Annotated in this window: 19 protein-coding genes; 5 read left to right on the top strand and 14 right to left on the bottom strand. The window is 56.9% G+C overall.

Features of this window, described 5'->3' with window-relative positions:
• Positions 1 to 351 precede the first annotated feature (351 nt).
• The 4 genes from dxs to GRX76_RS06050 form a co-directional block, all read right to left on the bottom strand.
• Positions 352 to 2,268 carry a 1-deoxy-D-xylulose-5-phosphate synthase gene (dxs, locus tag GRX76_RS06035; protein ID WP_160152486.1) on the bottom strand — a complete coding sequence of 639 codons (1,917 nt, stop codon included), beginning with the start codon at positions 2,266 to 2,268 and terminating at the stop codon, positions 352 to 354.
• Between the two features lie 164 nt (positions 2,269 to 2,432).
• Positions 2,433 to 3,320, bottom strand: coding sequence for a polyprenyl synthetase family protein (locus GRX76_RS06040; protein ID WP_160154838.1), 888 nt, complete (start codon positions 3,318 to 3,320; stop codon positions 2,433 to 2,435).
• Positions 3,321 to 3,347: 27 nt separating this feature from the next.
• Entirely contained in the window at positions 3,348 to 3,605 is a 258-nt protein-coding gene (gene xseB / locus GRX76_RS06045; RefSeq protein WP_160152487.1) for an exodeoxyribonuclease VII small subunit, read from the bottom strand.
• Between the two features lie 140 nt (positions 3,606 to 3,745).
• Positions 3,746 to 5,227: a sorbosone dehydrogenase family protein gene (locus GRX76_RS06050; RefSeq protein WP_236250568.1), complete on the bottom strand. Its 1,482-nt coding sequence runs from the start codon at positions 5,225 to 5,227 to the stop codon at positions 3,746 to 3,748.
• A 689-nt stretch (positions 5,228 to 5,916) separates the two neighbouring features.
• On the opposite strand from GRX76_RS06050, the gene GRX76_RS06055 reads away from it, so the two are divergent.
• Entirely contained in the window at positions 5,917 to 6,552 is a 636-nt protein-coding gene (locus tag GRX76_RS06055) for a hypothetical protein (RefSeq protein WP_236250569.1), read from the top strand.
• A 37-nt stretch (positions 6,553 to 6,589) separates the two neighbouring features.
• Here GRX76_RS06055 and GRX76_RS06060 read toward each other — a convergent pair whose 3' ends face one another.
• A complete protein-coding gene (locus GRX76_RS06060) occupies positions 6,590 to 7,237 on the bottom strand; it encodes a hypothetical protein (RefSeq protein WP_160152489.1) in 648 nt (215 codons plus the stop codon).
• Positions 7,238 to 7,942: 705 nt separating this feature from the next.
• Here GRX76_RS06060 and GRX76_RS06065 point away from each other — a divergent pair.
• Positions 7,943 to 8,530, top strand: a complete 588-nt coding sequence (locus GRX76_RS06065; RefSeq protein ID WP_160152490.1) for an HNH endonuclease — start codon at positions 7,943 to 7,945, stop codon at positions 8,528 to 8,530.
• Between the two features lie 18 nt (positions 8,531 to 8,548).
• Here the strand turns inward: GRX76_RS06065 and GRX76_RS06070 are convergent, their stop codons facing one another.
• The 5 genes from GRX76_RS06070 to GRX76_RS06090 all read right to left on the bottom strand — a co-directional run bounded on the left by GRX76_RS06070 (position 8,549) and on the right by GRX76_RS06090 (position 14,663).
• Positions 8,549 to 9,559 (bottom strand): D-alanine--D-alanine ligase, encoded by a 1,011-nt coding sequence (locus GRX76_RS06070; RefSeq protein ID WP_160152491.1) that lies wholly within the window; start codon positions 9,557 to 9,559, stop codon positions 8,549 to 8,551.
• 50 nt (positions 9,560 to 9,609) lie between these two features.
• Positions 9,610 to 10,503, bottom strand: a complete 894-nt coding sequence (gene mepA / locus GRX76_RS06075) for a penicillin-insensitive murein endopeptidase (RefSeq protein ID WP_160152492.1) — start codon at positions 10,501 to 10,503, stop codon at positions 9,610 to 9,612.
• Between the two features lie 472 nt (positions 10,504 to 10,975).
• Positions 10,976 to 12,070 carry a histidinol-phosphate transaminase gene (hisC, locus tag GRX76_RS06080; RefSeq protein WP_160152493.1) on the bottom strand — a complete coding sequence of 365 codons (1,095 nt, stop codon included), beginning with the start codon at positions 12,068 to 12,070 and terminating at the stop codon, positions 10,976 to 10,978.
• 140 nt (positions 12,071 to 12,210) lie between these two features.
• On the bottom strand, positions 12,211 to 13,260 hold the full coding sequence (locus tag GRX76_RS06085; protein WP_160152494.1) for an FHA domain-containing protein: 1,050 nt from the start codon (positions 13,258 to 13,260) through the stop codon (positions 12,211 to 12,213).
• Entirely contained in the window at positions 13,251 to 14,663 is a 1,413-nt protein-coding gene (locus GRX76_RS06090; protein WP_236250570.1) for a S1C family serine protease, read from the bottom strand. The genes GRX76_RS06085 and GRX76_RS06090 overlap by 10 nt, the downstream gene beginning before the upstream one ends.
• A gap of 971 nt (positions 14,664 to 15,634) precedes the next feature.
• On the opposite strand from GRX76_RS06090, the gene GRX76_RS06095 reads away from it, so the two are divergent.
• Complete coding sequence (locus GRX76_RS06095) at positions 15,635 to 16,123, top strand: hypothetical protein (protein ID WP_160152496.1); 489 nt, start codon at positions 15,635 to 15,637, stop codon at positions 16,121 to 16,123.
• On the opposite strand, the gene GRX76_RS06100 is transcribed toward GRX76_RS06095, so the two are convergent.
• The 4 genes from GRX76_RS06100 to GRX76_RS06115 form a co-directional block, all read right to left on the bottom strand.
• Complete coding sequence (locus tag GRX76_RS06100) at positions 16,124 to 18,757, bottom strand: serine/threonine-protein kinase (protein ID WP_160152497.1); 2,634 nt, start codon at positions 18,755 to 18,757, stop codon at positions 16,124 to 16,126.
• Between the two features lie 94 nt (positions 18,758 to 18,851).
• A complete protein-coding gene (locus GRX76_RS06105) occupies positions 18,852 to 21,527 on the bottom strand; it encodes a protein kinase (RefSeq protein ID WP_160152498.1) in 2,676 nt (891 codons plus the stop codon).
• 92 nt (positions 21,528 to 21,619) lie between these two features.
• Complete coding sequence (locus tag GRX76_RS06110) at positions 21,620 to 22,642, bottom strand: FHA domain-containing protein (protein WP_160152499.1); 1,023 nt, start codon at positions 22,640 to 22,642, stop codon at positions 21,620 to 21,622.
• Between the two features lie 497 nt (positions 22,643 to 23,139).
• Positions 23,140 to 23,649, bottom strand: coding sequence for a MarR family winged helix-turn-helix transcriptional regulator (locus GRX76_RS06115; RefSeq protein ID WP_160154840.1), 510 nt, complete (start codon positions 23,647 to 23,649; stop codon positions 23,140 to 23,142).
• Positions 23,650 to 24,114: 465 nt separating this feature from the next.
• Here GRX76_RS06115 and ectA point away from each other — a divergent pair, with 465 nt between their 5' ends.
• Positions 24,115 to 24,732, top strand: a complete 618-nt coding sequence (gene ectA / locus GRX76_RS06120) for a diaminobutyrate acetyltransferase (RefSeq protein WP_236250571.1) — start codon at positions 24,115 to 24,117, stop codon at positions 24,730 to 24,732.
• A gap of 81 nt (positions 24,733 to 24,813) precedes the next feature.
• A complete protein-coding gene (gene ectB / locus GRX76_RS06125; protein WP_160152501.1) occupies positions 24,814 to 26,148 on the top strand; it encodes a diaminobutyrate--2-oxoglutarate transaminase in 1,335 nt (444 codons plus the stop codon).
• Positions 26,149 to 26,233: the final 85 nt, after the last annotated feature.

Consider the following 26,233-nt stretch of genomic DNA (forward strand, 5'->3'; position numbering starts at 1 on the left):
TGTTGAAACGTGGTTGCAACGAAGCTGAAAGGCTTAATTTAAGACGGGACTCTGGGTAAAGTTTTTCGGAAGCGTCGGCGACAGGGACGTCGCCGAAGCAGCGTACATGGATGTATTCACAGCGGTTCCGAAAAGCTTTACCCAGAGGCCCGGCGCCACTGTGCCTGCTTTCGTAGTCCTATTGGCGGAGCTCTGGTCAGAGTACAGTGGCGGCTGGGCACCAGGGGTGGGTTTTCAGGACCGCTGTGAACCCATCCCTGGGCGCTTCGGCGCAAACATCCTGTTTGCGACGATCCTGAAAACCCGCCCCTGGCCCCCGCCCTTAAGTTCCTGTTTCTTGCTTCGTAAGCGTTAGATTGCGGCAGCTTGGCCGTTTGATTGGGCCTGGTGCATCTGCGACTGACGTTCTCGGATTTGTTCTTCGATGCCTTTGGCATCGAGTCCGATTTCAGCAAGTAGTTTTGGGTGCTTGCCGTGTTCGATGATTTTGTCCGGCAGGCCCAGTTGCAACAGTGGAACGGGAATGATTCTGCGGTTCAGATATTCGGAAACCGCGCTGCCAGCGCCACCGGCAATCGTGTTTTCTTCCAGGGTAACCAACAGGCTGTGGCTGTCGGCGATCTGGTCGAGTAAATCTTCATCCAAAGGCTTAACCCAACGCATATCCACCAGCGTTGCACCCAGCTTTTCTGCCACTTCCCGCGCCGGCGCGAGCAGGGTGCCGAAGTTCAGGATGGCGACCTCTTTACCTTCCTGAATCACACGGCCCTTGCCAATCGGCAGTTCATTCAATTCCTGTTCGATTTCCACACCCGGGCCGGTACCGCGAGGGTAGCGTACCGCCGCGGGGCCAGGGTGCTGGTAGGCGGTGTACAGCAGCTGGCGGCATTCGTTTTCATCACTGGGCGCGGCTATGACCAGATTGGGCAGGCAGCGCATAAACGTCAGATCGAAACTGCCCGCGTGGGTGGGGCCGTCTTCGCCGACGAGACCGGCGCGGTCGATGGCGAAGGTGACGTCCAGATCCTGGATCGCCACATCGTGCACCATCTGGTCGTAGCCGCGCTGCAGGAAAGTGGAGTAAATCGCCACTACCGGTTTCTGGCCTTCGCAGGCAAGGCCGGCCGCCAGGGTTACTGCGTGTTGCTCGGCGATGGCGACATCGTGGTAGCGCTCGGGGAAGCGCTCGGCAAAGTCCACCATGCCAGAACCTTCGCACATGGCGGGGGTGATGCCGATGAGTTTGTCATCCTGCTCCGCGGTGTCGCACAGCCACTGGCCGAAAATATCCTGGTATTTGGGCCCTTTCTTTTTCACCTCGGCCGCGGCGACCTGCACCTTGGGTTCCGGTTCGAGCTTGTTCAGCGCGTGGTAACCCACCGGGTCTTCTTCCGCCGGGCCAAAGCCTTTGCCTTTGGTGGTGACGATATGCAGCAGCTGCGGGCCGCGCTGATTGCGCAGGTTGCGCAGAGTATGCACCAGGTCCTGCATATTGTGGCCGTCCAGCGGGCCCACATAGTTAAAGCCCAGCTCTTCGAACAGGGTGCCCGGGGTGATCATGCCTTTCACATGCTCCTCGGTGCGCCGCGCCAGCTGCCAGGCCTTGGGGATGGCAGACAGGATCTTGCGGCTGCCCTCGCGCATGTTCAGGTAGGTCTTGCTGGCGAGGATGCGGGCGAAATAGGTTGCCAGACCGCCGACATTCTTGGAGATCGACATGCGGTTGTCATTCAACACCACCAGCATGTCTTTGCCGGTGTGCGCGGCGTGGTTCAATGCCTCGAACGCCATACCCGCCGTCATGGCACCGTCGCCGATCACCGCGACTACCTTACGCTCATCTGGCGAGCCCAGCGCCATGCCCAGGGCGGCACTGATGGAGGTGCTGGAATGTCCCACGCCAAAGGTGTCGTAGGGGCTTTCGCTGCGCTTGGGGAAGCCGGACAGGCCGCCCTGCTGGCGCATGCTGAGCATCTGCTCGCGGCGGCCGGTGAGAATTTTGTGCGGATAGGTCTGGTGGCCAACATCCCAGACCAGGCGGTCTTCCGGGGTGTTGTAGATGTAGTGCAGGGCGATAGTGAGTTCCACTACGCCCAGACCGGCGCCGAAGTGTCCGCCAGTCTGGCCGACACAGTAGAGCAGGTATTCGCGGAGTTCTTTTGCCAGTTCTGGCAGTTGTTTTTCCGACAGGGCGCGCAGTTGGGCCGGTTGGTCGATCTGGTCGAGCAGCGGGGTATGCGGGCGCTGGCGGGGTATCTGGTCGAACATCAAGGGTCCTGAATTCGGGCGTTTTGGGCCTGTCTCCGGCGGGGAGAGGAGTGCGCGCAAGTGGCACTGGGCCCAAAGTATCAATTGCAACTGATAATGGTAGGGGATTGTATGCCCAAGGGCGCCAGATTGCATCCTGTGGGGGCAGGGAGGAGAAACCGGGATCAATGATCCCGGTGAACGATATAGTCCGCCAGCTGCTGCAGTATCTGGGTGTTGCCACCCAGTTGTGCCAGGGCGTCGCTGGCTTCCCGGTGGAGTTCGTCGGCTTTGGCGCGGGCGCCGTCGAGGCCGAGTAGGGATACATAGGTCGGTTTGTTGCGGGCGGCGTCAGCGCCCTGGGTTTTGCCCAGGATCTCGGTGTCGGCGGTGACATCGAGGATGTCGTCCTGTACCTGGAAGGCCAGGCCGATGGCCTCGGCATAGCGGGTGACGGCGGCCAGCTGTTGAGGATCCGCGCCGCCGATCAAGGCGCCGATTCTGGCACTGGCAGAGATAAGGGCACCGGTTTTCAGGCGGTGCATCTGCTTAAGTTGCTCCAGTGACAGCGCCTGGTCCACCGCCGCCAGGTCGATCGCCTGGCCGGCCACCATGCCGCGGGCGCCGGAGGCCTGGGCCAGTTCGCGGATGACCCGAACCTTCAGCTCGGCATCGAGAGGCGCGTCGGCCAGCAATTCAAACGCCTGGGTCTGCAGGGCGTCGCCGGCGAGGATAGCGGTGGCTTCGTCAAACTGGATATGGCAGGTGGCGCGGCCGCGGCGCAGAGCGTCATCGTCCATGGCCGGCAGGTCATCGTGCACCAGAGAGTAAGCGTGTACACACTCCAGCGCGGCGGCTGCCTGGTGGCTATTGTTGGAGGCGGTGTCGCCGCCGAGAGCCTTGGCCGCGGCGTACACCAGTGCCGGGCGCAGGCGCTTGCCGGGGCCCAGGGCGGAATAATTCATGGCGGCAAACAGGGCGTCTGCCGGTGACTGGTCGGCGAGGGCGGCCTTGAGGGTCTGCTCAACCTGCTGGCTGGCGGTCTGCAGGAATATCTTGAGCTTTGCGGGCATGGCCACGGCAGTGGTGGAAGCGCTCACTTACTCCGCATCTCCGGCGAAGTCGTCGGCCGCGTCGAATGGCAGTTCCTGGACCTTGCCGTTTTCTTCCATCAGTACCTTAACCTTCTGCTCGGCGCTGGCCAGCTTCTGCTGGCACTCGCGGGTGAGCTTCACTCCGCGCTCGAAATCCGACAGCGCCTCGTCCAGTGGCAGATCGCCGCTTTCCAGACGCTCAACCAGCTGTTCCAGTTCTTCCAGTGCGCTCTCGAAGGTAGAGGCTTTCTTTTTGGCTGCCATGGGGTCACTTCTCTCTAGGGCCTTGTTCACTGCCGGGCAACCTTAGCCGCTGTAGGTATGGCGGTCAATTGGCGCGCCGCTGGATATCCACAGCCGCGCAAGCCGGGATTTTCAGGAAACCCCGGGGGTTGTGGATAAGGTTACGGCAGGTAGTTCAGCAAATCGCCGCTGGCCCCGTCGGCTTTGACTTCCCGCTCCATCAGAAAGTGCGCCAGGGCTCGCTTCTGACTGTTGCTGAACCCGTAGTTGGGCATTGGCGGTGTCGGGGTGTCAAAGTAATCGGCCAGTTGTTTCAGGGTATATTTGCGGCTCAGGTCCTTGAGCGGCAGTTGCTGGTGGCACTGGGCGCAGTCCCGGCGCTCGTAAATCAATGCACCCTGGCGGGCGGCGTTGCCATCGATGGCCAAGGGCTTTTTCGGCGCGCTGATGGGGGGGCGATTGGGGATAGGCGCATCGCTGTCGCTTAAGGTTCCAGAACCGGGCTGTACCCGGTAAATAGCACCGGCGTAGTCATCGGAAATATAAATATTGCCGCGCACGTCCTCCGCGACATCCACCGGGCGACCGTATACCGTGCTTTTATCCTTGCCGAGAAAACCCCACATAAAATCCTCGGCGTAAATACCGCCATTCTCTCCCCAGTGCAGCGACACTACTTTATAGCCATCTTTCACATCGCGGTTCCAGGAACCGTGCAGGGCAACCAGCGCAGATTCCCGATACTGATCCGGTTGTTCAGGGCTGCGCAGGAAGCGGATACCCAGCGGGGCATTGTGGGCGCTGAACTCGTACACCGGGGGAATCGAATCGGCGATTTTCTGGCGCACCGCGGCATCGGAATTCACCCCGTAATCCGGATCCGGCACTTTCTGGCCATTGGCGTAGGGCCAGCCGTAAAAGCGGTTTTGTTCGACGCGGTTCAATTCGCAGGGCGGGAAGTCGTTGCCGAGCCAGTCGCGGCCGTTATCGGTGGCGTATAGATCGCCGTCTTTCGGCGACCAGTCAAAACCGACACTGTTGCGCAAGCCGGTGGCGTAAATCTGGAAATTGCTGCCGTCCGGCCGGAAACGCATGATGGTTGCGCGCTGGGGGTCTTCCTCTTCACATACGTTGCAGGTAGAGCCACTGGAAAGATACATCCAGCCATCCGGCCCTATGCCCAGGGTTTTGGTCCAGTGGTTGCCGGTATCCCCGAGGTTGCTGACGATTTTCTGATAGCTGCCGGCTATGCGTCCGTCGGAGTGATCAAAGGGAATGCGTCCGACGCCATTGCTCTCGGCGATGTACAGCCAGTCTTCAAACAGCGCCAGACCGTGGGGGCGTTGCAGTCCATCGATGAGAATCCGCTGCCCGTCAGTTTTGCCGTCCCCGTTGCGGTCACTTAACAGCAGGCTGACCTGCCCGAGTTTGGGCTGGGACACCAGCAGATCGCCGTTGCGTGTTATCGCCATAAAGCGTGCGTTGGGGACAGCGTCACTGAAAAGATCCAGCCGATAGCCTGGCGCTACCTGCAATTGACGTTGCACCACCTTGTCATCGGTATTGGCACCGACTAATTGTCCCCAGGGGACATTGATGCCCGGAATCAGACCCGCGACAATCGCTGCTACTAACAGAATCAAGACGATGGCGGCAAATACCACGGTCCGGCCAAAAGTTAGCGCGTTTTTCGACGTAGTTCTCACAATTGCCTTGATCCCGTAACAGAAGTAACTATAGTTAGCCGCTAAATGTCGCACAGTAGTACCAGTTGCGATACGCGCCACCTCCCTCCTGACGTCCCGTCCAGGTGAAATGTGACGACGGTCACATGCTTGTAAGACATCTCTTACAACAACTTCAGCACTTTCCCACTACCCTAATTTTCCCCAGCGACCATAATGTATTTGCAAGGACGGAGAACGGATTGCAACGGCGGCAAGGACAGGTCCCCAAGGAATGGAGACCGCGCTGCCAAGCCTGAAAGGATTTGGGCACCATCCTGTGAGACGCACCGCTTGGGCTGGATTGCCTGAGCGGTGTTTTACGTTTGGGGGTTTGTAAAAGTGCCGTCTCAAATGGCACGGTACCTTCATCGCCTTTGCGCCTCCTTCATCTCTGCTTGTATATACCGCCTGATTTTCACACCCATCTTACTGGATATGCTGTTGCCCATATAAATAGCTTTTCTGCCCTTCACGCCATTCTAGGTTTTCCTGCGCATAGTAATGTTTTAGAAATTGCGTTCAATAGCGTTTCAATCAATGAGATATTACCGTTCCTACAAAGTAGGCGTATAGATGGCAAGGTTGTTACAGAAGAGAGTGGGTGGTTGGGTAAACATATAATTTTTCATCGCAGAATTCGTCGGAAACTACATTTCTGTCTGGTCGTATGGCTCTTTCTGACAGCTTGTGCGAGAGAGCAAGGCGGGGCCTCCGAATTTTCGCTCGATACAAATAGTTTTTCGGTTGATGCGGAAGGAAGAGTTTCGATTGGCGGTGTTCAGATCCTGCTTGGCGTAGACCGGATTGAAGAAATGGAGGCGTTACTTGGTAAGGCTCCACTAACATCTGGGGTAATGAAGTTTTGGCCAAATACGGGGTTATCGGCAGTTGAAAAACACGGCTGCTTGCAATCTATTATGGTTGCATTGCGTCCAACATCTAAGTTGGTCCTGGAGCCTGTAGCAAAAATGGTAGTGATTGAGCCCTTTAAGGGGGATATTGCTGTTGTCGATTTGACGATCGCAGCCGACAGGTCCATCAGGGAGCTAAACGCCGCTTCGGAGATTAAGTTTTCCCAGTTTGGCCCTCATGCTGTTCGTTACAGCATTCCGGGCAGTGATGGAATCAGCGTTTACCTCTATTACGGCGAGTATGAAAACAGCGCGTCGAACTTACAGTTCAGTGTGTCGAAAGATAAGTACGACTGCCGCGCCATTCCCCCTTTCCCAGCCAGCCTTTGATGAGGATTTAACTGGGTTTTGTAGAAGGTATCTGGGCTCAGAAGCCCAGACCCTGTTTTAAGCTTGTGTTTTTAGAGAAGTGCAGCAGGCCGGCCATCAAGTTATCGAGCTGATCATCTTTTACGTTAATAAAAAATCCGAGATCACCTGCACCCTCAACCATGACTAGCTTGCCCGGGGAAAGCCCCTCGCAGAATGTCGAAGAGAAGGAGCCGTCTGTATCTTTGACTCGAATGGATTGAATTTCATCCAGGTTCATGGCGAATTGGCCCTTTCGCCATTCTTTTTTGGTGGTAATACTGACTGTGTTTGTGTTGCTTAAAACGCGAACCCCGGTAATTTCAGCATTGGCGACAAATTTTGCAGCAAAGGTGAGGGTTCCGTCCTCTTGTACGGATAATTTATCGTGATCTTGGAACCCGGATGTCATTTTTAATCCGCCGATACAAAAGCCTCCACCGTATTCAGATTTTGTCAGCAAAGTAGATAAAAGCTGTTGTGCCGCCTGATCGTTTAGCTCAGCCATTTTATTTTTTGTTTGTTCCGTGACCGTATAGCTTGATGCGCAGCCAATCAGAAGCGCTGAAAGTGCTGAGATCATTAGGCAGGTAAGTGAGAATTTAGACAAAATCAGAGTCCCTTTTGAGTTGAAAAGATTTTTTTCATTATGGTTATTTTGCTCCATACCGTAGTTTGGGCGGTTAGAGAGTAAGTAACTTTAGATTAAAAGTAAAAAGGCTAGAAAATACGAGGTGGTGTCTATAAAAATTTATCAACAAATCGTTTAAATCACATCGGGGAGATAAAGGCAGCCTTGTTGCTGTCGGCCTGATTTCTGTGGGTAATAAATAACGATTCGGCGCCGACCTATTTCTAGCTGGTTGAAAAACAGGCGGCGCGTTTGAAGCAGGAATTACATTCGGCTGCGGATTTATGCATCAGTGAGTTCAAGAGCAAATCATTGAGGCTGTAACCGGAGAGTTGGCCAGTTTCCCACTTAGGCGCGTATTTCCTCATTTTTGAGAGCGAGCCGCGGTTAGCTACTTTCCGGGGTTGAAGAAAAGTATCTTTTTTAGACTCAGTCTGGAAAACGTCACAATTCTCCGCTTTAATCAGAGCAAGCCGGTCCAAATAATGTGACCGTGGAGGATGAAGCATTCAGTAATTTATTGCTGTACCCGTTTGTAATGCAACCACCTTTTCATCATTGGTGGTCGAGTCTTCATCGCCCCCGAATTTCGCCGCTTTCCTCCTGCGCTCCCCATTCCCCTGATTTTCTCCGCCGAATTGTCTCCGAAGTTTTCCATACGATTTCCAATGTCCTGAGCCCCACCGGATTGACCGTGGGGCTTTGTTGTTTTTACGGTTCGCAGAAACGGGAGGTGAACGCGTGCAAGCACAAATCCTGAGGTTGAATCTTGCGGGGCAGCCATTGGAATGGCTGAGCTGGGAAGAAGCCGCCTGCCTGTATGTGCGGGAGCTGGTTACCTGGACTCTGGGCGGTGTGGTGCAAACGGTACGCGGCGGTATCAACCGCCAGGGCGAACGCTCTACATTGGAGCTGGCGGCGATTATTGCCTGTGGCGGAGAGCGCATGGGGCGTCCCCGCAATCGCCCACCGCTGAATAATCGCGCCCTGTTTGCCCGCGACCAACACACCTGCCTTTACTGTGGCAGCTGGTTTCCGGTGCGGGAATTGACCCGGGACCATGTGCACCCGGTTTCCAAAGGCGGGCGGGATATCTGGGAAAACGTGGTTACCGCCTGTCGCCGCTGTAACCAGCACAAGGGCAACCGGCTGCTGGAAACCATCGAAATGGACCTTCTGGCACTGCCATTTGTGCCCAATGCGGCGGAGTACCTGGCGCTGACCAACAGCGCGCGGATTCGTGGGGATCAGATGGAATTTCTGCGCGGCCAGTTTTCACGGCCGCGACAGGAAGGCTGGCTGTCTGAGGTTTTACAGCAGGCCAGTTAATACTGGCCTGGTTAGCCGTTATACCGCACTGCGGATCAGCGCACTTAAATAGGTGCAGAAATCGTGCCCCTGATTCTGCAACATCTTCGGGAACATGGAGATGGAGGTCATGCCCGGGAAGGTGTTCACCTCATTGAGATAGATCTCGCCGTCATCGGTGAGGAAGAAATCGATCCGTGACAGGTCTTTCAGCTGCAGGCCGATAAATGCCCGTTTTGAGGCCGCGTGAATCCAGCCCAGCTGCGCATCCGACAGCCCCTCTGCCACCACGTGGGTCTGGGCGCGACTGTTGTCGGCGTACTTCTCTTCATAACTGTAAAAGGTATCCGTGGGTGCACAGACCTCACCCGGAGGCGTAATCACCAGCTCACCCTCGTAGGTGTAGGCGGCAACTTCCAGCTCGCGTACCGTCAGGCACTTTTCCACCAGCACATAGGGCGACAGAGTAAAGGCTTCCTTCAGCGCTTTCTCCAGCTCTTCGGCACTGCTGACCTTGTAGCAGCCCACGGACGAGCCCTGGTTGGAGGCTTTCACAAACACCGCGCCCCAGTTCGTCAGTGCATCCTGCGCCTTGGCGATCTCTTCTGCGTTGTTCGCACACAGAAACTGGTAGGGGGTATTGTCGATGCCCAGCGCCGTCAGCCACAGTTTGGTGGTGATTTTGTTGAAGCAGGTTTTGCTCGCCTCGGCACCGCAACCGTAATAGGGCAGGCCGAGGATCTCCAGCTGCGACTGCAGGTCGCCGGTCTCACCGGGGTAGCCGTGGATCGAGGGGATCACGTAATCCACCGGCTGTGCGCTGCCTGAGGCGCTGTATAGCAGCTTGTCCGAGCGCAGTTCCCGCACCAAGCCGTCGCTATCCAGTAACTGGCCATCGGCGTTCATGGTGACCCGGGTGAGGGCGATATCCTCGGCTTTGGCCAGCTCGCGTTGGATAAAATCGGCAGTACGCAGGGAGACATCGTGCTCACTGCCGCCACCGCCGCAGATCAGCAGGACCTGAATTTTGTTGGGGGCCTTATCGGTCATCGGGCTCTCATCAATTTATTACGGTTGTCTTTTTACTGTTGCCGTTTTTACTACGGTTTGGCCGCCGGTGCCGTCAGTACCTGTGCGCACTGGGTCGGCATTTCGGGCTTCTTCGGCGGTTTTTCCGGCTTCGGTTTTGGTTTTGTCGGCGCCGTACCGTTTAGGATGGCGTAAAACTCATCGCTAAACCACCAGTCGAGCCCGCCTTCGCAGGGCTTGCCCCGTGGCGGCGCCTGCGGTTTACAGCTTTTGTCTTCCGGCGGACAGTTCAGGCGCACATGGAAATGATAGTTGTGTCCCCACCAGGGGCGCACTTTACGCAGCCATTCATTGTCGCTACCGGCGATGTCGCACATCTTCCGCTTTACTGTGGGGTGCACAAAAATGCGCGCTACCCGCGGGTCTTCGGAGGCAATCCGCAAGATGTTGGGGATCCGCGGGTCCCAGTTTTTCTCCAACAGTATATGCTTGCGCTCGTCCGCCATGGGGATAGCCGAGATATTATCCCGCTCCCAGGATGACAGCGGCCGCTCCGCCGCGCGCTCATCCTGGGAAAACCAGATATCCGCATCCAGACCCATCTGGTGGCTTCTGTGACCACTGCTGAATGGCCCGCCGCGCGCCATGGACATATCCCCGATCTGCAATCTGCCGAGCTGGTTTTCTTCCACGGCGTTGGAAAAGTCCTTTAAAAACTCCACCAGGTAGGGATTGCCGTAGTGCCGGTCGCGCCCGGTGCGCACCAGCTGAAACCCTTCACCCCGCAGTGGCATTTCCTCTGCGCCGCTCAGGCAGCCGTTACTGTAGCCGCCGATACTGGCAGGGAGCTGGTTGGAGGGCTTTTTCACGGCCTCCCAGGGGTTTTTGGCGAGGGCGGGAATGGCCACAAGCAGGAGTAGGGTGGTGAATAGCGTTCGTAGATTGGCGTAAACAGGAGACGACATAGTTACTGCGGCTGGTCGGAGTGGGTTTTAGATTTAGTGCCCGTGGAATTATAGAGGTTCCATAACCGAGTTCTGTGGAAGGCGCCGCTTTCGTGGTTTTTCTTTCTCGGCAAGTAGTGTGGCGGCCCTGCTACCGGTAAACCCTTCGCGAGACACGCCGTGAACCCATCCATGGGGGCTCGGCTGCGGCCGTCCTGGCCGCAGACGGTCTCGCGAAGGGTTTCCCGGTATCAGCGCCTTCGCATCTAGGCGAGAAGTAGTTAAGGACTTTAGGGGGTTATTTTTTGGCACCTTGTGACATGCGAAGGGGCGGATGGCCGGGGCTCTCTTGCGAGACCTTCTAAAACAGGGATGTTTTAGAAGAGCCCCCAGGGATGGGTTCACGGCGTGTCTCGCAAGAGAGCACCGGACAGTCGCGCCGCCACTCGGTCATCTACAGGGCGCAAACCCCCAACCTCAGGGCTTTGAAATACTACAGAATTTCCCGACAAGCTCCGATCAAAGCATCCATCTCCTCATCGGTACCAATGCTGATACGCAAGTACTCACTAATCCGTGGCTTGTTGAAGTAGCGCACAATGATGTTCCGCTCGCGTAAGGCCTGGAAAAGTGCCTCGGCTGAAATCTTCGGCGGCTTGGCGAAGATGAAGTTGGCGGTCGAGGGCACGATGTCGAAACCCATTTCGGTCAGCGCAGTACAGGTGCGGTCGCGGGTGGCGATCACCTTGGCGCAGTTATCCGCCAGCCACGCGCGATCCGCAATCGCCGCCGTCGCCACCTTCTGGGCAATACCGTCAATCGGGTAGGAGTTGAACGAGTTCTTCGCCCGGTTCAGCCCCTCAATCAAATGGGCCTGACCCAGCGCATAACCCAGGCGCAGTCCCGCCAGCGCATGGGATTTGGACAGGGTGTGGATAACCAGCAGGTTCGGGTAGCGGTTAATCAGTGGAATGGCACTCTCGCCACCAAAATCGATGTAGGCTTCATCGATCACCACCACCCGCTGCGGATGCATCTGCAGCAACTGCTCGATATCGGCCAGTGGCAGGTAGCGGCCCGTAGGCGCGTTGGGGTTGGGCAGGATTACGCCGCCGGCGTTATCGATGGCGTAATCTTCCACCGCAATGGAAAAGTCGTCCCGCAGCGGCAGGGTGTGCGCCTTGATACCGTAAAACTGGCAGTACACCGGGTAAAAGCTGTAAGTGATATCCGGGAACAGCAGCGGCTCGGGGCGCTGGAAGAAACTGTAAAACGCGTGCGCCAGCACCTCGTCGGAGCCGTTGCCCACAAAGACCTGCTCCGGCGCCAGATCAAACTGCTCGGCGATGGTCTTGCACAGCTGGGTGGATTCCGGGTCCGGGTATAGCCGCAGATGGCTGGCGAGGCCCGGTTCCTGCAACACCGCCTGCGCCTTGGGGGAGGGCGGGTAGGGGCTCTCGTTGGTATTGAGTTTGATCAGCCGCTCGGTGGTTTTCGGCTGCTCGCCGGGGACATAGGGCTGAAGTTTCGCTACCGCGGGGCTCCAGAACGGGTTGCCTGGGTTCTGGTCTCCAGTTTGATCACGCATGCAGTCACTCCTTGTGCCGGGCAGATTGGCTCAGCGGGTGGAGATTTTAGACCCTGAGGGCGCAGACTTCGACGGTTAACTGTGGCTAATTGCACTTAACGACGCTTAACGGAGGGGGCCGCTCTCCTTTATTCGTCGCCTTACACGTCGTCCCCTTCCGGCATCTGCTTATCGGACGCCTTTTTCTTCGCTTTTTTGTCCGCTTTGTCTTTTTTCCCTTCTTCATCCAGCGAAATATCAAACAGCGCCGGCGCGTCCGCGAGGAACTCTTCCTGCGGTACCGGCTTGCGCCAAAGCATGGACTTGAACTTCAGCTCCTTGGAAACCTGGGGGGATTCGCTGAACTCACCGATGTTGCCGATTTCCACCGCAGCGGCAAACCCGAGGAAACACCAGGGCAGCAGTATGGAAGCCGCCAGTCGCCAGTGTGGTGCCAGGTTCAGCGCCAGATAAATGGCGCACCACAGCATGAACGGGATCAGGGCGGCGAGTACCAGAAGGTTCAGCAGCGGCATCACCTGGCTCAGGGAGAAATTGAAATTCAGCAGGGTGCCGAACCACTGCCAGGCGGCGTAGCCCAGTGCCGCTACGGCGGCAATGGACAGGTGGGCGAGGAAGTGGGCCTCGTGCTTCACCACCTTGCCGATAAACGCCCAGGCTGCGGCGTACACCAGTAGTCCGGTGATGGTGTTGGTAAGCACCTCCACCACGGTGGTCCATTCGAACTTGCCGGTAGTGCCGAGGTAGGTCATCCACAGGCTGAATCCCGCCACCAGCAGGCACAGCAGTGTCGCCACCAGCGGCGTTGCCACGCGGTCGAACACGGTTTCCGCCGAATGCAGGGGGACTGCCGGGGCCACGCTCATGTCCGTATCGATAAAGCGCAGGCGGCTCTTGCCGATCTGTATCTCGTCGCCGCTCTCGATCAGGTGTTCGCGGATCGCCGTCGGTTTTACCGACTTGTCGCGGAAGTTGCCCAGCAGGCGAATCCCGTTGAGGCTGTTCAGGTCGCGCAGCAGGTAGCAGCCATCCTCGTCTTTAACAACTTCGGCGTGCACCGGATCGACGTGGGGGTCCTGCACCATTACCGCATTGTCGTAGCAGCGGCCCAGGGTGGCGCGGTCTTCTTCCATGCGGTAACGGGTATCTACCCGGTGGGCACGACTGATTTCTTCGATAATCAGTGCCATTGAATTTCGCTCACAAACTTCTGGGTAAAGGCGCTGGCGGATTCCTGGGTAAACCCGGACAGGGTGAAGTGGCTCACCAGGGCGCGGTTACTCTGGTCCACGGTCAGACTGACGTAAAACACATCGTAGAGCTCCGGGTAATCCTTGTAGCGGCGCACGCAGTAGGAGGTGCGCGCGATCACCGGGTCGCGATTGCCATTGGCTTTGGGGGGCGTTTGCTCCGGCGCGGCTTCGCTCTCAGCGGATTCGGAGTCCTGCTCCTTGCCGTGCCCGTTTCTGGGGTGGATGGTGAACTGCTGTTTGCAGTTGAAATTGGTGACGTCATCTTCGCCGGCGCTGTTGCCCGGGTAAAACCCGCTCATCTCGTCTTCGTAGGCGCTGTAAAAGCGCGCGGAGGAGAGGCTGTCGTCGGATTCCAGCCAGAAGAATTCGTATTCCACCCGCCCGGTATCAAATTCCTCGGAGAGATAAACCACGTCCTGGCCGGTACAACCCTTGGCGATCTGTGTAACTGGCTCGTCATCGTCGTCGCTGGTGTTACCCCAGCACTGCACCGACGGCACTATCTCTCCCACCACCAGGGCATCCCCCAGCGGGCGCAATTTCCAGTCGGCGTCGAGAATCTTGTCGATGATGCGCTGCTGGTTTCTGTGCAGCTGGCGGTTGATGACCGGTTGCAACTCCACCGCGCCGTTACCCTCACCAGCATCCTGTTTGAAGTCCTGCCACAGTGCCACCAGCTTGTTCACCGGTACCAGGAAGCTGATCTGGTTACCCGCGGTGGCCACATTGATACCCACCACCTGGCCATTGCGATTGATTACCGGTCCGCCACTCATGCCGGGGTTGATGGAGCCGGAGAAGTGAATACGGTCGTAAAAGCTGCCGCCGGCAATGCCGTTATAGGTGCCGGGCACAATGGTCATGCCCAGGTCCAGCGGATTGCCCATGGAGACAATGGTCTCGCCCTTGCTGGGGGATTGTGCGGCCAGCTGCAGATGGTCGGCACCGGGTTTGCCCTTTTGGCGCAGAATCGCGAGGTCGTTGATTACGTCCACATCCAGCAACTCAAGGTCGCCTTCCGCGCCGTCGACCGACAGGTATTTCAGCTGGTATTTGTCCGGGTCGTGTACCGCCTCCGATACCACGTGGTAGTTGGTGGCAATCAGCCCATCGGCAGAGATCTGGAACCCGGAGCCCAGCCCTGTTTTGGAGTTGGAAGACTGCTCGATCAGGCGGATCTGGTACAGGCTGCCGCGATAATCGCTGTACAGCTGCTCGTAACTTTGCGCAAGTGCAATATTGGGCGCCAGTGCAGTGCTGGCGAAACACAACAGCAGCGAAGCCAGCAAGTGCGAAAACAGACGCTTAACAAGGTTGGGCATATCGCGGTGCTTATCCATAGCGTGCCAGATGATAAATCCCTGGCCGGTAATAAAAGTTCTGGCGTCAATTAAAGCGAAATTGAACCGCAAATCGGCTGATTAAATTGTGGCCGAAATGACGGCCGATATTACGGGATCGGTCACAGGGCAACAAGCGACCCGCATGTTCTACCCGTCCATTCCACGCTGTCATCGAACACCCTTTATTGACTGTTGAGTGTAGTGAAACCCTTTGTGTCTTGCGCTTTATCTGCTGGGTGTAAGTGATTACTAGCGCGCTTGGTTCCGATTTTTCTGGTCTTGGGGGTGAGGACTGCCTGAAAACACCGCGCGTGTAATGGCGTGTAATGGCTTGTGATCGATGTGTAATGGGGTTCTGCGTAGAGTAGCGCTCAAGGTTGAAGGACACGCGATGCCCGGCCGTCACAGGAGCCGCGGCAAGGTGGATTGCAGACACCCTGTTACCAGTGGGCCGTTAAGGAAGACGGAACACGGCAAGCGATGGATTCGCTTGCCGCACCGGTAACAGCAGAGCGCACTTCGACCAGTTGCCAAAGGATTGGTAGCCGGGGATCTCCGCAGGGTTCCTTAAGCAGGCCTCTTGCAGAAGCCCCCCGGCAATTCAGGAAGACTTCGGCGCAAGCTGAACCGTCAGGCCGGCCCGGTAACCACAGAGCCTAGGAAGCCGGGATTGTGGAAGGGCCTGACAGAGGCACGGATGCCTCATTTCGCTCTTGATAGTGTTGTTGTAACCGTAGATGGCTGGGACCATCTGATTCATACCGGCAGTAAGCATGCTTACTGCCGGTTTTTTTTGTCCGGAATGTGATGGAGTTCCGGCGTACTTTTCTTTTATGCTATAGCGCGTAGCCGAAAGCTCACGGACGGTATAGGGGGTGGCTGCGAGAACCATTAGAGAGCAAACGCGCTTTCCGAGCGGTATCCAGGAAAGCATCAAACTTTGGGATACAACTTAGGGGAATAACATCATGGCCAATATATGTGCCGACAAGCCGACTTTCGTCGCCGACCTGAACGTAAACGATACCTTTGATCTGACCTTGAAGCCGGTCTCTCCGGTAAATGGCGAGGCGCAATACTGGCCGCTGTTCAATGCCGCCAACCCCGGTGAGGAGTTTGGCAACATATTGTTCCAGTTCCGCGGGCAGAACAAATCTATCACTCTGAACATCACCCTGGATACGTCAGAAGTAGAAGGAATCCAGTTCACCAAGACTAATCAGGGTAATTTTGACGGGATTGTTGGATTGAGTCCGGAGTTCAAGCAAGAATTCAATACCAAAGCTAGTAAAGGCAGTGATAAAAATTACTCCGTGTTGCAAGTGACGGCTAAAATTAAGAGCTCTGAGCAGGCTGCTGACGGCAATGATTTTTCGTTCCTGTGGCTGTGCCAAGACATTAACACTGAAATGAACATTGTTTCCGGTGACCCAAAAGCTGCGCTTGATCCACTCTAATTAGCTACAGATAGCAGCTTTAAGATCGATGGATATTTTGGGCTGGGTGCAGAGTCTCTGAAAGGCTGGTAGATTAAACCACTCTGCACTCATGCCCTGATTTAGTAATTGCTCAACATAGTAGTTTACTGAATGCCACTCTTCAGCGAGAGCATAAGCTTGGGCGGCAGAGTACTTGATGTACGTATCTTCTGGATATTTTTGGACTAGTTTGTGAGCTAAAGATATCGCTTTCGATGTGTTGCCTAAATTGGCAAGCGCGAGAATATGTAGCTGTTGCGATTCTAGATCATCTTTTTCGTTTGTCAGGTTTAAAACATCTGTATAGCTTTTCTTTGCTTCGATTATATTGCCTAGTGCCAGTTGAGTTTCGGCGATTTGGCTGGTTACTAGTGCGCTCTCTGGTGTGGTTGAATGCACTTTTTGGTATGTGTTCAGTGCTGCTTTATATTTCCCTTGTAAAAAGTAAATGACACCCAAGTTTGAAGATGTGCGCCAGCTTCGCAGATTTGGAGGTATTGCGGAAATTGCTGATTCTGCAGCTGTTAGGTTGCCGCTTTCGAGCTCGATTACCCCAAGGGCTGCATAGGACGACCAGTGATTAGGGGCTTTGCTGGTGATTCGATTAAGAGTTGAGCGTGCGTCGTCGTAGCTCCCGCTGGAAATTTCATTTAGGGCTTTCAAGTAAAAATTATCCACCGATGGGTTTAACTCGGAGGCTTCATTGGCGTATTTCAGTCCGGCTTGGTAATCACCTTCCCTATAGAAATGACGCGACCTTTCACTTAGTAGTTCTGCAACGGGGAAGTCAGTTTTTTCTAGCTCTGCTATTAATTTATGGTACTTTTCCGGGTAATTCCCTAGTCCGAATATAAAGAGCTTTAGGCGAGCTGATAAGTGCGTGGGTATGTCATAATCTTCTGCTTGATTTATTAGTCGCAAAGCAGATTGAAGATGATCTTCGTGGCCATTAAGAACAAATAGTCGAGCCGCTACATCTACTGCTCCTTGATAAATATAGCTATTACGAGGGTATCGGCTGCTCAATAAGATGAGGTCATTAAGATCATTAACCTCTAAGGCCTTGTTCTCCATACGACCAAGAATGTCTAAATAGCTACTATAGTCCGAGTTTGACATCGCTGTGAGTCTCAGCTCTGCGTGCCGGTAACTGGGGCTAAATAGTTCGATAGCCTCGTTAGTCGTTCGATATTGCGCTTCCTGCTGCTTATTAGTTAAGAAGGTAATATTAGCTTGCTGCTTTACCAATTGGTCTAAAGGGGAAATGAGCTGCAGATCAATATTACATCGAGTCTGCGCACACTCTAATCGTGCATGCAGTGCGCCAGTTACTCCCCTATTTTGTAACGCTTGAAGCTGCGCTTCAAAATCCTGTCCTTCCTTCGGTGTAAAACTCACCAGCGCACTCGCCTTCAACTGTGATACCGAATTCATCAACGCCTGCCGCACCATGGTCCTGGTCAGCGCCTTGGCATTTTCCTCGCCGCGAATCTCGCCATTAATCTCCACCGGCATCACCGCAATGTACTGCGGCTCCAGTCGGGTAATTTCTTTCCAGCTCCAGTAACCCCCGGCACTCAACACCACCGTGGCCGCAATGCCTGTCAGAACGCGCTGCCAGCGCCGGCGGCTTTTGACTTTCTGCTGGGTAAACAAGTCAGTGAGGGTTGCGGTGTAGTCTTCGCTGTCGGCTTCCAGCCCCTGTTTGTGCAGCAACGCAAATCCCTGATACACAATCAGCGCACTCTGCGGGCGCCGTGCCGGATCTTTGGCCAGCAGCTTGTCCAGCAGCACCGCCAGTGGCTCGGGAATCTCTGCCCACGCCTGTTGCGGCGGGGTGTGGGGTTCGCTGGTAATGCGGTTGGCCATGGCCAGGGCGCCGCCTTCGTGTTTTTCAAACGGGCGGCTGCCGCACAGCAATTCATAGGCGATGGTGCCGAGGCTGAACAGGTCACTGCGGGCGTCGAGGGTTTTGCCGAGGATCTGCTCCGGCGACATGGCGGTGATGGTGCCGGCGAGCTGGTTTTCCGCGGTCAGGGTCTGCTCGTCCAGCTGTTGGGATTTGGCGATGCCGAAGTCGGTGATCTTGGCTACCGCTTCACCCTTGCTGTTTTCCGCAATCAGGATGTTGTCGGACTTGAGGTCGCGGTGAATGATGCCGAGGTTGTGGGCCTCACTCAGGCCCTTGCAGATCTGCATCAGCAGGCCGAGTTTCTGCTGCAGGCTGGGGCTGCGCTCGCGCATCCAGGCACGCAGGGTAGTGCCTTCGATATATTCCATCACCAGGGCAATATCGCCGCTGTCACTCTCTTCGCCGCCGAGCACATCGTGCAGGGCGACGATATTGGGGTGGTTGAGCTGGGCTAATAAACGGGCTTCTTGCTGGATGCGTTCGCGGGCGTTCTGGCTGGCGACATCATCCCTGAGCTTTTTGATCGCCACCTGGCGGTGCAGTTTGAGGTCGTCGGCGAGGTAGACAATACCCATGCCGCCGGCACCCAGGGTGCTGTTTATGCGGTAGCGGTCGCTGCCGTTGCCCGGTAACTCCGTGGCGGATTGATTGGTATTGGCGGCACTGGCCTGTTGGCCAGCTTCTGGATCTGCAATATCCATCTGCGTGTTCTTTTTGTTAGAGCCTTGGGAATACCCCGGCCTTCACCCCTGACCGGGGGCGGCGTGCCGGGTTGGCTCTAACCGAGGGTGCCGGTCAAAGGTTCACGCTGGCATCGCCGCTGCTGGCAATCTGGGAATTGCCAGCGGTGCTGTTTTCTATCTTTTCTTTGTTCTTTCCAGCGCCGCCGCAGAGCCCCGGATATTGCTGCCGGAGGTCGTCGAACGCGGGAATATTGCAGATTTTGACAAAGCGCGCGGTGCAATACCAGATGGGGGAGAAACCTTGTTCCAGTGTTTTGCGAATATGGGCCTTGGCGGAGAGGAGGTCGCCGGTGGTGATATACACCTGGGCGCGGGCATAGTTGACGTAAATATCGTCCGGCGCATCCCGGCGAATCCGGATCAGGTTATCCACGGCTTTTTCCGCTTCGCCGAGTTCCGCATAGGCGCGGGCCTGCAGTAGCAGTGCTTCCCAGTCGTCGCGGCCCTGGGTGATTTGCAGGGCGCGCTGGGCAAAGGCGGGTGCCTGTTCCGCCTGCCCCAGTTCGTGGGCGATTTCGGCGCGGTACAGCAGTGGGTCGGCATCGTCCGGGGAGAGGCGGGCGAGGCGATCGAAGCAGCGCTGGGCCTGGCGGTAGTGCTTTTCGATGTAATAACCCTGGCAGAGATTGTACAGGTCCAGCGGACCCAGGCTCTCGGCGCCGACCTCGGTCAGCAAGCGAATGGCTTCCTCGGGTTGGCCCAGGTCCAGCAGGTTGCTCGCCAGTAGCGAGTTGGCATCGCTAAAACCGGTGTAGCGGGTCATGGCTTCCCGCAGTACTTCGTTGGCCGCAGGCATGTCGCCCATCTGGGTCAGCGCCAGTGCCTTCTGGGTCAGATAGACATAACTGGTGCGCAGGGCCAGGGCGTTGTTGATCTCTTCCAATGCCTGCGGGTAGGCGCCACGCCGGTGGTGGTAGAGAGCGCTGAGAAAGTAGTAACTGGCCCTGTCCGGCAGTACCAGTTTCAGGCGTGCGAGCAGCGCTTCTGCGCGGCCCGCGTCGTTCACATGGATTGCCAGCCGCAGTTCGCCGATCAGTAGTTCCGGGGTGTCGGCCAGCGAGGCCGGTGCCTTGCGCAGGAAGCTGGCCAGGCGTTTATCGGCATCTGCTGCGCGGCTGTTGGCTTCGCGATCGATCACCATGGCTGAATAGAGTTCGTACAGCGGCGCAAAGGTCCCCGCGGTTTTTTGCAGTTCCTCCAGCTGGTCCAGCAGGGTTGCCTGGTGTAGCTGGTCACTGCGTTGCTCGTAGATCTCCAGGTAGGTCAGGTAATCCGCATCGCTGATATGGGGTGGCTGGTCGTTGCCTCGTGCCGGGTAGTCCGGCAGCAGGTGGTTGACCTGGTGCAGGGTGCGGCCGCGGCTTTCCAGGCCTTCTTCCACCACTGCCAGGCGGGTACTGCGGCTGGCAATGACCGCGAGGGTGTCGCTGTCGAGCAGTTCCAGCGAGAGCTCGCAGCTAAGCGGATCACAGTCGAACGCCGGCACCAGCAGCAGGTCGGCACTGAGGGATTTGGCCTGGGCGGCCAGCGGTTCACCGCGCAGGCTACGGGATTCCGCAAAGGAGATCAGGTTGAGGCCGCTGCGGTTGGAGAGCCCCTGTTTGAGCGCATTCTGTACGTTGCTCACCAGCAGACGCTGTTCGCGGCTTAACGCTGCTTGCTTGTCGCGGTCCAGCGGTTCCAGTACCGCAATATATTTACTCGCGGCGGGCGCGCTGCTTTTCGAGAGCAGGTCGCTGTTGAACAGGGCAAGGGTGGCGGCTGCGAGAAGGCCGGCGGCAAGGGTGCCGAGGGCAATGTGTCGCAACAGGCGTGGACGATGGCTGCCCTGCTGGTAAAAGCTTTCCGCGGTGACCGTTGCGGTGATTGTGTGGGTGCGGGTAAAGCTGCCGCTGCCCTGGATCGCGAGCAGCTGCTGGTCGAGTTCGGCGGCGACCGCGGCGGCATTGATGGGGCGCTGCTCCGGCTGTTTGGCCAGTAGCTGGTCGAGCAGCGCGCAGAGTGCCGGCGGGAGCTCCGGTGCCAGCTTGGACGCTGGTGGATGGGGATGTTTGACGATGCGGTCGACGGTGACATAGGGGCTGCTGTTGTCGCCGAAGGGGTTCTGGTCGCACAGCAGGCGGTAGGCCACGACCCCCAGGGCAAACAGGTCGCTGCGGTTGTCCAGGGGCTTGCCCTGGGCCTGTTCCGGCGACATAGCGCCCCAGCTGCCGGCCACGTGCTGCTCGCGGGTCAGGTCGCTGTCTTCCTGCAGGTTTTTGGCGATGCCGAAATCGGTAATCTTGATGGTGCCGCTGCTATCCACCAGGATATTTTCTGCTTTCAGGTCCCGGTGAATGATACCGGCGCTGTGGGCGCGGGTGAGGCCGGCACAGATCTGCTTCAGCAGCTGTAACTTCTGCACCAGATCCGGGGAACGCTCCCGTTGCCAGCGCTGCAGGTTGCAGCCATCCACATACTCCATCACCAGCGCAATGTCGTTTTCGCCCTCGACCACATCGTAGAGCTGAACAATATTGTTGTGATTGAGTTGTGCCAGCAGCAGCGCCTCGCGACGAATGCGCTCACTGGCATTGCTGCTGTTGGGGTTGCGGAGCAGCTTTTTGATCGCCACCTGGCGATTCAGGCGTTCGTCGGTTGCCAGGTAAACCACGCCCATACCGCCGGAGCCGAGGCGGGCGGTAGCGTGATAGCGGCCGATATAAAAAGGTAACTGCTCTGTTTGCATGCTTCTGACTGCGGTAAAAAACTACGGGTTAACCGCCGTCCGTGGTTTTGGGCCCACTCCCTGTGGGCGCTGAACATTAATCCAGCCGTGGCTCAAACGGGTTCGGGTACTTCTGAGCCGGTGGTCGTATTGATAATAGGGTGTTCGTCACTGGTGGCTTCCAGGACTTCTTTCTGCGACCCCTTGAAGATATCCAGCTGGTTGCACCCGAGGCGCATTTCATAGGCGCGGCGCTCTACCAGGCGTGATGTGTCGATGGCGTCCGGCAGACTGTCGGCAATCTGTTTGCGCGCGCGGAATATCTGGGTGTTCAGATGGTTGACGGTAATGCCCAGCTCGCGGGTGGCGAGGTCAATGGCGACCCAGCCCTGGTCGGAGTGGTCGACTTTGCGCTGAATATCGCGGATGCGGGCGCGGGCCAGGTAGAGCAATAAATAATTGTGGGTGCGCGCCGCCAGGTCGAGCTTCATGTCGTCTTTGGCCAGCTGCAGCTGTATGTGTTCTTCGTGATGGCTGACGCTAAAGCGCAGGCGGAAATCCGAGACACAGAGGTTGTTGATCGACAGCTCGGTGGTGGTGCTCTGGCTATTGCCGAGGAACAGCTCCCAGCTGTTGTGGGCGCAGTCGATGCGGCTGCCGTGGTTGACGACTCTCGCGCTTTCGCTGTTTTCCGCACTCTCCAGCAGTTCGTAAATCCATACGCCGTTGATGGGATTGAAGTGCAGGCTGGCGATGGGGTCGTGCTCATCGGGTAGCAGGTGATAGGACTCCAGAGGCTGGCTTTCACCGCTCTCGATGTCGATCAGCAGGTTTTCCGGTGGGTCCAGGTTTTCCATTCGCCACACCGGGTTGTTGGCGCGGCCGAAGGTAATTTTGTCGCCCACTTGCAGCTGCTGATTTTTGGCGGGGATCAGTTGCTGGCCATTGACCCAGGTGCCATTGCGGCTGAGGTCGCGAATAACCCAGTGGCTGCCGGTCCATTGAATGGCGGCGTGAATACCGGAAATTTCCGGCAGAGTGATGCGCGTGTCGGCGACACCCTGGCGGCGACCCACAGTGTGGTGTGCCATCAGGTAAACCGGTTGATCCCGGTCAGGATGTTGCAAGCAGGCCATGTTCAGTCCCTTCCCCAAATAAGACCACATCGCAGTGACACAGTGAGCCCGCAACATTTCGGCTTTGTGTGCGTGTGGAAATGATCAAGACAGGGCGGCCGGATTGCTTCTCGCCGAGCACAGCCTTGTGCACGGCCAATGCGGCAGTGGTCCGTATAGCAATACGGGTCTCTGCCAGGGGCCAATTGTTTTTACCGGGTTACGGTCGCGGGGGCCGAGTGGTTCAAGCATGTTCCGGAGGGGAGATACGTGACGCACTTCTCATCTTTTTCTGCCGCGACAACGCAAAGCGCCGCTGTCTTGAGTCAGTGAACGCTTACTGATAGGCGCGCGTCCACTTTAGTGTTGTTGCCCCATTTATACCCGACTGCGGCCCGATTGCAATGATTGGATGCGAATTGTTAGCAACGGGCGAACAGCTTGTACCGGCGTCTCGGTCAAGCTTGATTCCGGGTTGTATTTCGGTGCTTGAAAGGGGGCTTATTGGTACTCCCTCCCTATTTCGGCTCGTCCTGTTCCGGCAGGTTGCGGGTGTCCTTGCGGTCGAGATCTCCTACGTCCAGTACCGGGGAGGCGTCGATATGTTCCGCATCCATCATCAGTGCCACCCGTTGCAGGGACGAGATGATCATGGATTGTTCCCACTCCCGCAGGTCGCGGAACTGTTTGACGAAGTGCTCCTGTAGCGGGGTGGGGGCGTCGCGAATGATGTCTGCGCCTTTATCGGTCAGGTAGGCGTGCACCTTGCGCTTGTCTTCGATGGAGCGCTCCCGATACACCAGCCCGCGCTTTTCCAGGCGGTCGAGGATGGTGGTAACAGTGGCCTGGCTGAGGCTGATTTCTTTTGCCAGGGCGCCAATGGTGACCTGACCCTGCTCACGGATAGCCTGCAGCAGCAGTAGCTGCGGTGCGGTCAGCCCGGCGGTCTTCACCAGCTGCTTGGAGTGCAGGTCGGTGGCGCGGATCAATCGGCGCAGGGTGATCAGTACTTCTTCAATTTTGTCCATCAGCAGCAGGCTCTTGAAATCAGGGTGGCAGGCGCGGCGGCTTGTTTGCCCGCGCCCGACTTTAGGTCCTGCGGCGCTTTTGTCAATTGCCTGCCCGCCCTGAGTCACATTTTCGTTCACCTCCGTGCCAATTCGCGACTTTTCTCCGGGTGCCTCTGCCCGTGACCCGGTGCGGCCATGGGCTTCCCTGTGGCCCCCGTGTTTACTGGGCTCGGCGTAATCCTGCGTGTCGTTTTCGGGGTCGAAACTGGTCGCGTTCTGATCAAATTGCATGAGGCTTGGCCTTGCGCCCTCGATAATGTTTAGAGTACGATGTATTTAAATATTTAGAGCAGTAAATAATTTTTTAAAGAAAAGGTCAAATTTCAAGCGAAAATAAGTGGTGATGACGTAATGTCGCGTTTTCACAGCTTTTTTACATTCATTTGATATAGATCTAACAATTTGATGACTAAAGGTATTGGTTTGAGCGCGACAAGCGAACAGAAAGAAGACGACTCAATCGACGACAAGGTAAAGCTGGCGCAGCCGGCCAGTGCGCCCGAACAGGGTGCGCAAGTGCTGCTGCGCCGCCCGGTGAGCGAAGACGGTGCCGCAGTGCACCAGCTGATCGGTGCCTGCCCGCCCCTGGATACCAACTCCCTCTATTGCAACCTGCTGCAGGCCAGCCACTTCTCAGCCACCAGCGTGGCGGCGGAACTGGATGGCGAGCTGGTGGGTTTTATCTCCGGTTACCGGATTCCCGAGCGCCCCGACACCCTGTTTGTATGGCAGGTGGCGGTGGCCGAAGCGGGGCGCGGTATGGGCCTTGCCGGCCGCATGCTGCGCGAAATCCTCGGCCGCCCGGCCTGTGGAGCGGTCACCCACCTGGAAACCACCATTACTCCGGACAACGACGCCTCCTGGGCGCTGTTCCGCAGTCTGGCGCGCAAGCTGGACGCTGGTTGTGTGGATTCGGTGATGTTTGACCGCGAGCGCCACTTCAAGGGTGCCCACGACAGTGAAATGTTGCTGCGTATAGGTCCTTTCACCGCGGCCGCGGCCGAACCCGTTGCCGAGACGGCTGCAGCTGCAGTTGGCTGAGCGCGCGGTACCGGTTTTGCGGCCTGTTTTGTGTTTCTCCTTTTACTTATTTAAATCAACCATTCAATAAGGGTGGCCTGTATGAAAATTTTTGACGAAATCGAATCTGAAGTAATGAGCTATGCCCGCGCTTTCCCGCGGATTTTCAACAAGGCGCAGGGCGAGTACCTGTACGACGAAGACGGTAACCAGTACCTGGATTTCCTCGCCGGCGCCGGCACCCTGAACTACGGCCACAACAACCCGGTGTTCAAGGAAGCGCTGCTGGAATACATCCAGCAGGATGGCATTACCCACGGCCTCGACCTGCACACCAAGGCCAAGGGCCAATTCCTGGAGGCCTTTTCCGAGAAAATCCTGAAGCCGCGGAACATGAGCTACATCATGCAGTTCACTGGTCCGACCGGCACCAACGCGGTTGAGGCTGCGCTGAAAATCGCGCGCAAATACAAAGGCCGCGAGAACATCATTTCCTTCACCAACGGTTTCCATGGCTGCAGCATGGGCGCGCTGGCGGCTACCGGTAACTCTCATCACCGAGGTGCGTCCGGTGTCAGCATGAGCGGCGTATCGCGCATGCCTTACGAAAATTATCTGGGTGACGATATCGATACCACAGCCTACCTGGATAAAGTCCTGAGCGACTCTTCCAGTGGTATCGATCATCCCGCTGCGGTACTGGTGGAAACCGTACAGGGCGAGGGCGGGATCAACGCCGCCAGCGTCGAGTGGCTGCGCAATTTGCAGGAAGTGTGTAAACGACACGATGTACTGTTGATCGTGGATGACATTCAGGCGGGCTGCGGTCGTACCGGCAGCTACTTCAGCTTTGAAGAAGCGGGCATCAAGCCGGATATCGTGACGCTGTCCAAATCCCTGAGTGGTTACGGCCTGCCGTTCGCGGTTGTGCTGATGAAACCGGAACTGGACCAGTGGAAGCCCGGTGAGCACAACGGCACTTTCCGCGGCAACAACCTGGCGTTCGTTACTGCCACTGCGGCCATCAACCACTACTGGAGCGACGACAAGTTCGCGAAGGAAGTGCTGCGCAAGGGCGACTACATAGAGCAGCGCCTTTCCACCATCGTTGAGAAATACGGTGACGGCAACATGACCACCCGCGGCCGCGGCATGTTCCGTGGTCTCAACTGCGTCAGCGGTGAACTGGCGGACAAGATCACTACCGAAGCCTTCCGCAATGGCCTGGTGATTGAAACCAGCGGTGCCGACGACCACGTGGTGAAAACCCTGTGCCCGCTGACCATCAGCGACGAGAACCTGACCAAGGCGCTGGATATTGTGGAAGCGGCCGTGGCCAAAGTGCTGAAGGGCCAGGATGTCCCGGAAGAGCACGATTTCTTCGCGGACGAGAGTGACGCGGAATCCGCAGAAAAAGTATTGGCGGGTGCGGCCTGAAACCGGCCGCCGCTTTTCAATACGAAATAGTCAAAGCCAAATTTTTCAAGACCAGAACACGAATTTAGAAAGAGTTAGTAAAAGC

Source organism: Microbulbifer sp. ALW1 (assembly GCF_009903625.1).
GTDB lineage: Bacteria > Pseudomonadota > Gammaproteobacteria > Pseudomonadales > Cellvibrionaceae > Microbulbifer.

Bases quoted from the DNA above. Each gene is read 5' to 3' on its own strand.
- dxs (WP_160152486.1), bottom strand. From the start codon at position 2,268: ATGTTCGACCAGATACCCCGCCAGCGCCCGCATACCCCGCTGCTCGAC.
- GRX76_RS06040 (WP_160154838.1), bottom strand. From the start codon at position 3,320: ATGCCCGCAAAGCTCAAGATATTCCTGCAGACCGCCAGCCAGCAGGTT.
- xseB (WP_160152487.1), bottom strand. From the start codon at position 3,605: ATGGCAGCCAAAAAGAAAGCCTCTACCTTCGAGAGCGCACTGGAAGAA.
- GRX76_RS06060 (WP_160152489.1), bottom strand. From the start codon at position 7,237: ATGGAGCAAAATAACCATAATGAAAAAAATCTTTTCAACTCAAAAGGG.
- GRX76_RS06070 (WP_160152491.1), bottom strand. From the start codon at position 9,559: ATGACCGATAAGGCCCCCAACAAAATTCAGGTCCTGCTGATCTGCGGC.
- mepA (WP_160152492.1), bottom strand. From the start codon at position 10,503: ATGTCGTCTCCTGTTTACGCCAATCTACGAACGCTATTCACCACCCTA.
- hisC (WP_160152493.1), bottom strand. From the start codon at position 12,070: ATGCGTGATCAAACTGGAGACCAGAACCCAGGCAACCCGTTCTGGAGC.
- GRX76_RS06085 (WP_160152494.1), bottom strand. From the start codon at position 13,260: ATGGCACTGATTATCGAAGAAATCAGTCGTGCCCACCGGGTAGATACC.
- GRX76_RS06090 (WP_236250570.1), bottom strand. From the start codon at position 14,663: ATGGATAAGCACCGCGATATGCCCAACCTTGTTAAGCGTCTGTTTTCG.
- GRX76_RS06095 (WP_160152496.1), top strand. From the start codon at position 15,635: ATGGCCAATATATGTGCCGACAAGCCGACTTTCGTCGCCGACCTGAAC.
- GRX76_RS06100 (WP_160152497.1), bottom strand. From the start codon at position 18,757: ATGGATATTGCAGATCCAGAAGCTGGCCAACAGGCCAGTGCCGCCAAT.
- GRX76_RS06105 (WP_160152498.1), bottom strand. From the start codon at position 21,527: ATGCAAACAGAGCAGTTACCTTTTTATATCGGCCGCTATCACGCTACC.
- GRX76_RS06110 (WP_160152499.1), bottom strand. From the start codon at position 22,642: ATGGCCTGCTTGCAACATCCTGACCGGGATCAACCGGTTTACCTGATG.
- GRX76_RS06115 (WP_160154840.1), bottom strand. From the start codon at position 23,649: ATGGACAAAATTGAAGAAGTACTGATCACCCTGCGCCGATTGATCCGC.
- ectB (WP_160152501.1), top strand. From the start codon at position 24,814: ATGAAAATTTTTGACGAAATCGAATCTGAAGTAATGAGCTATGCCCGC.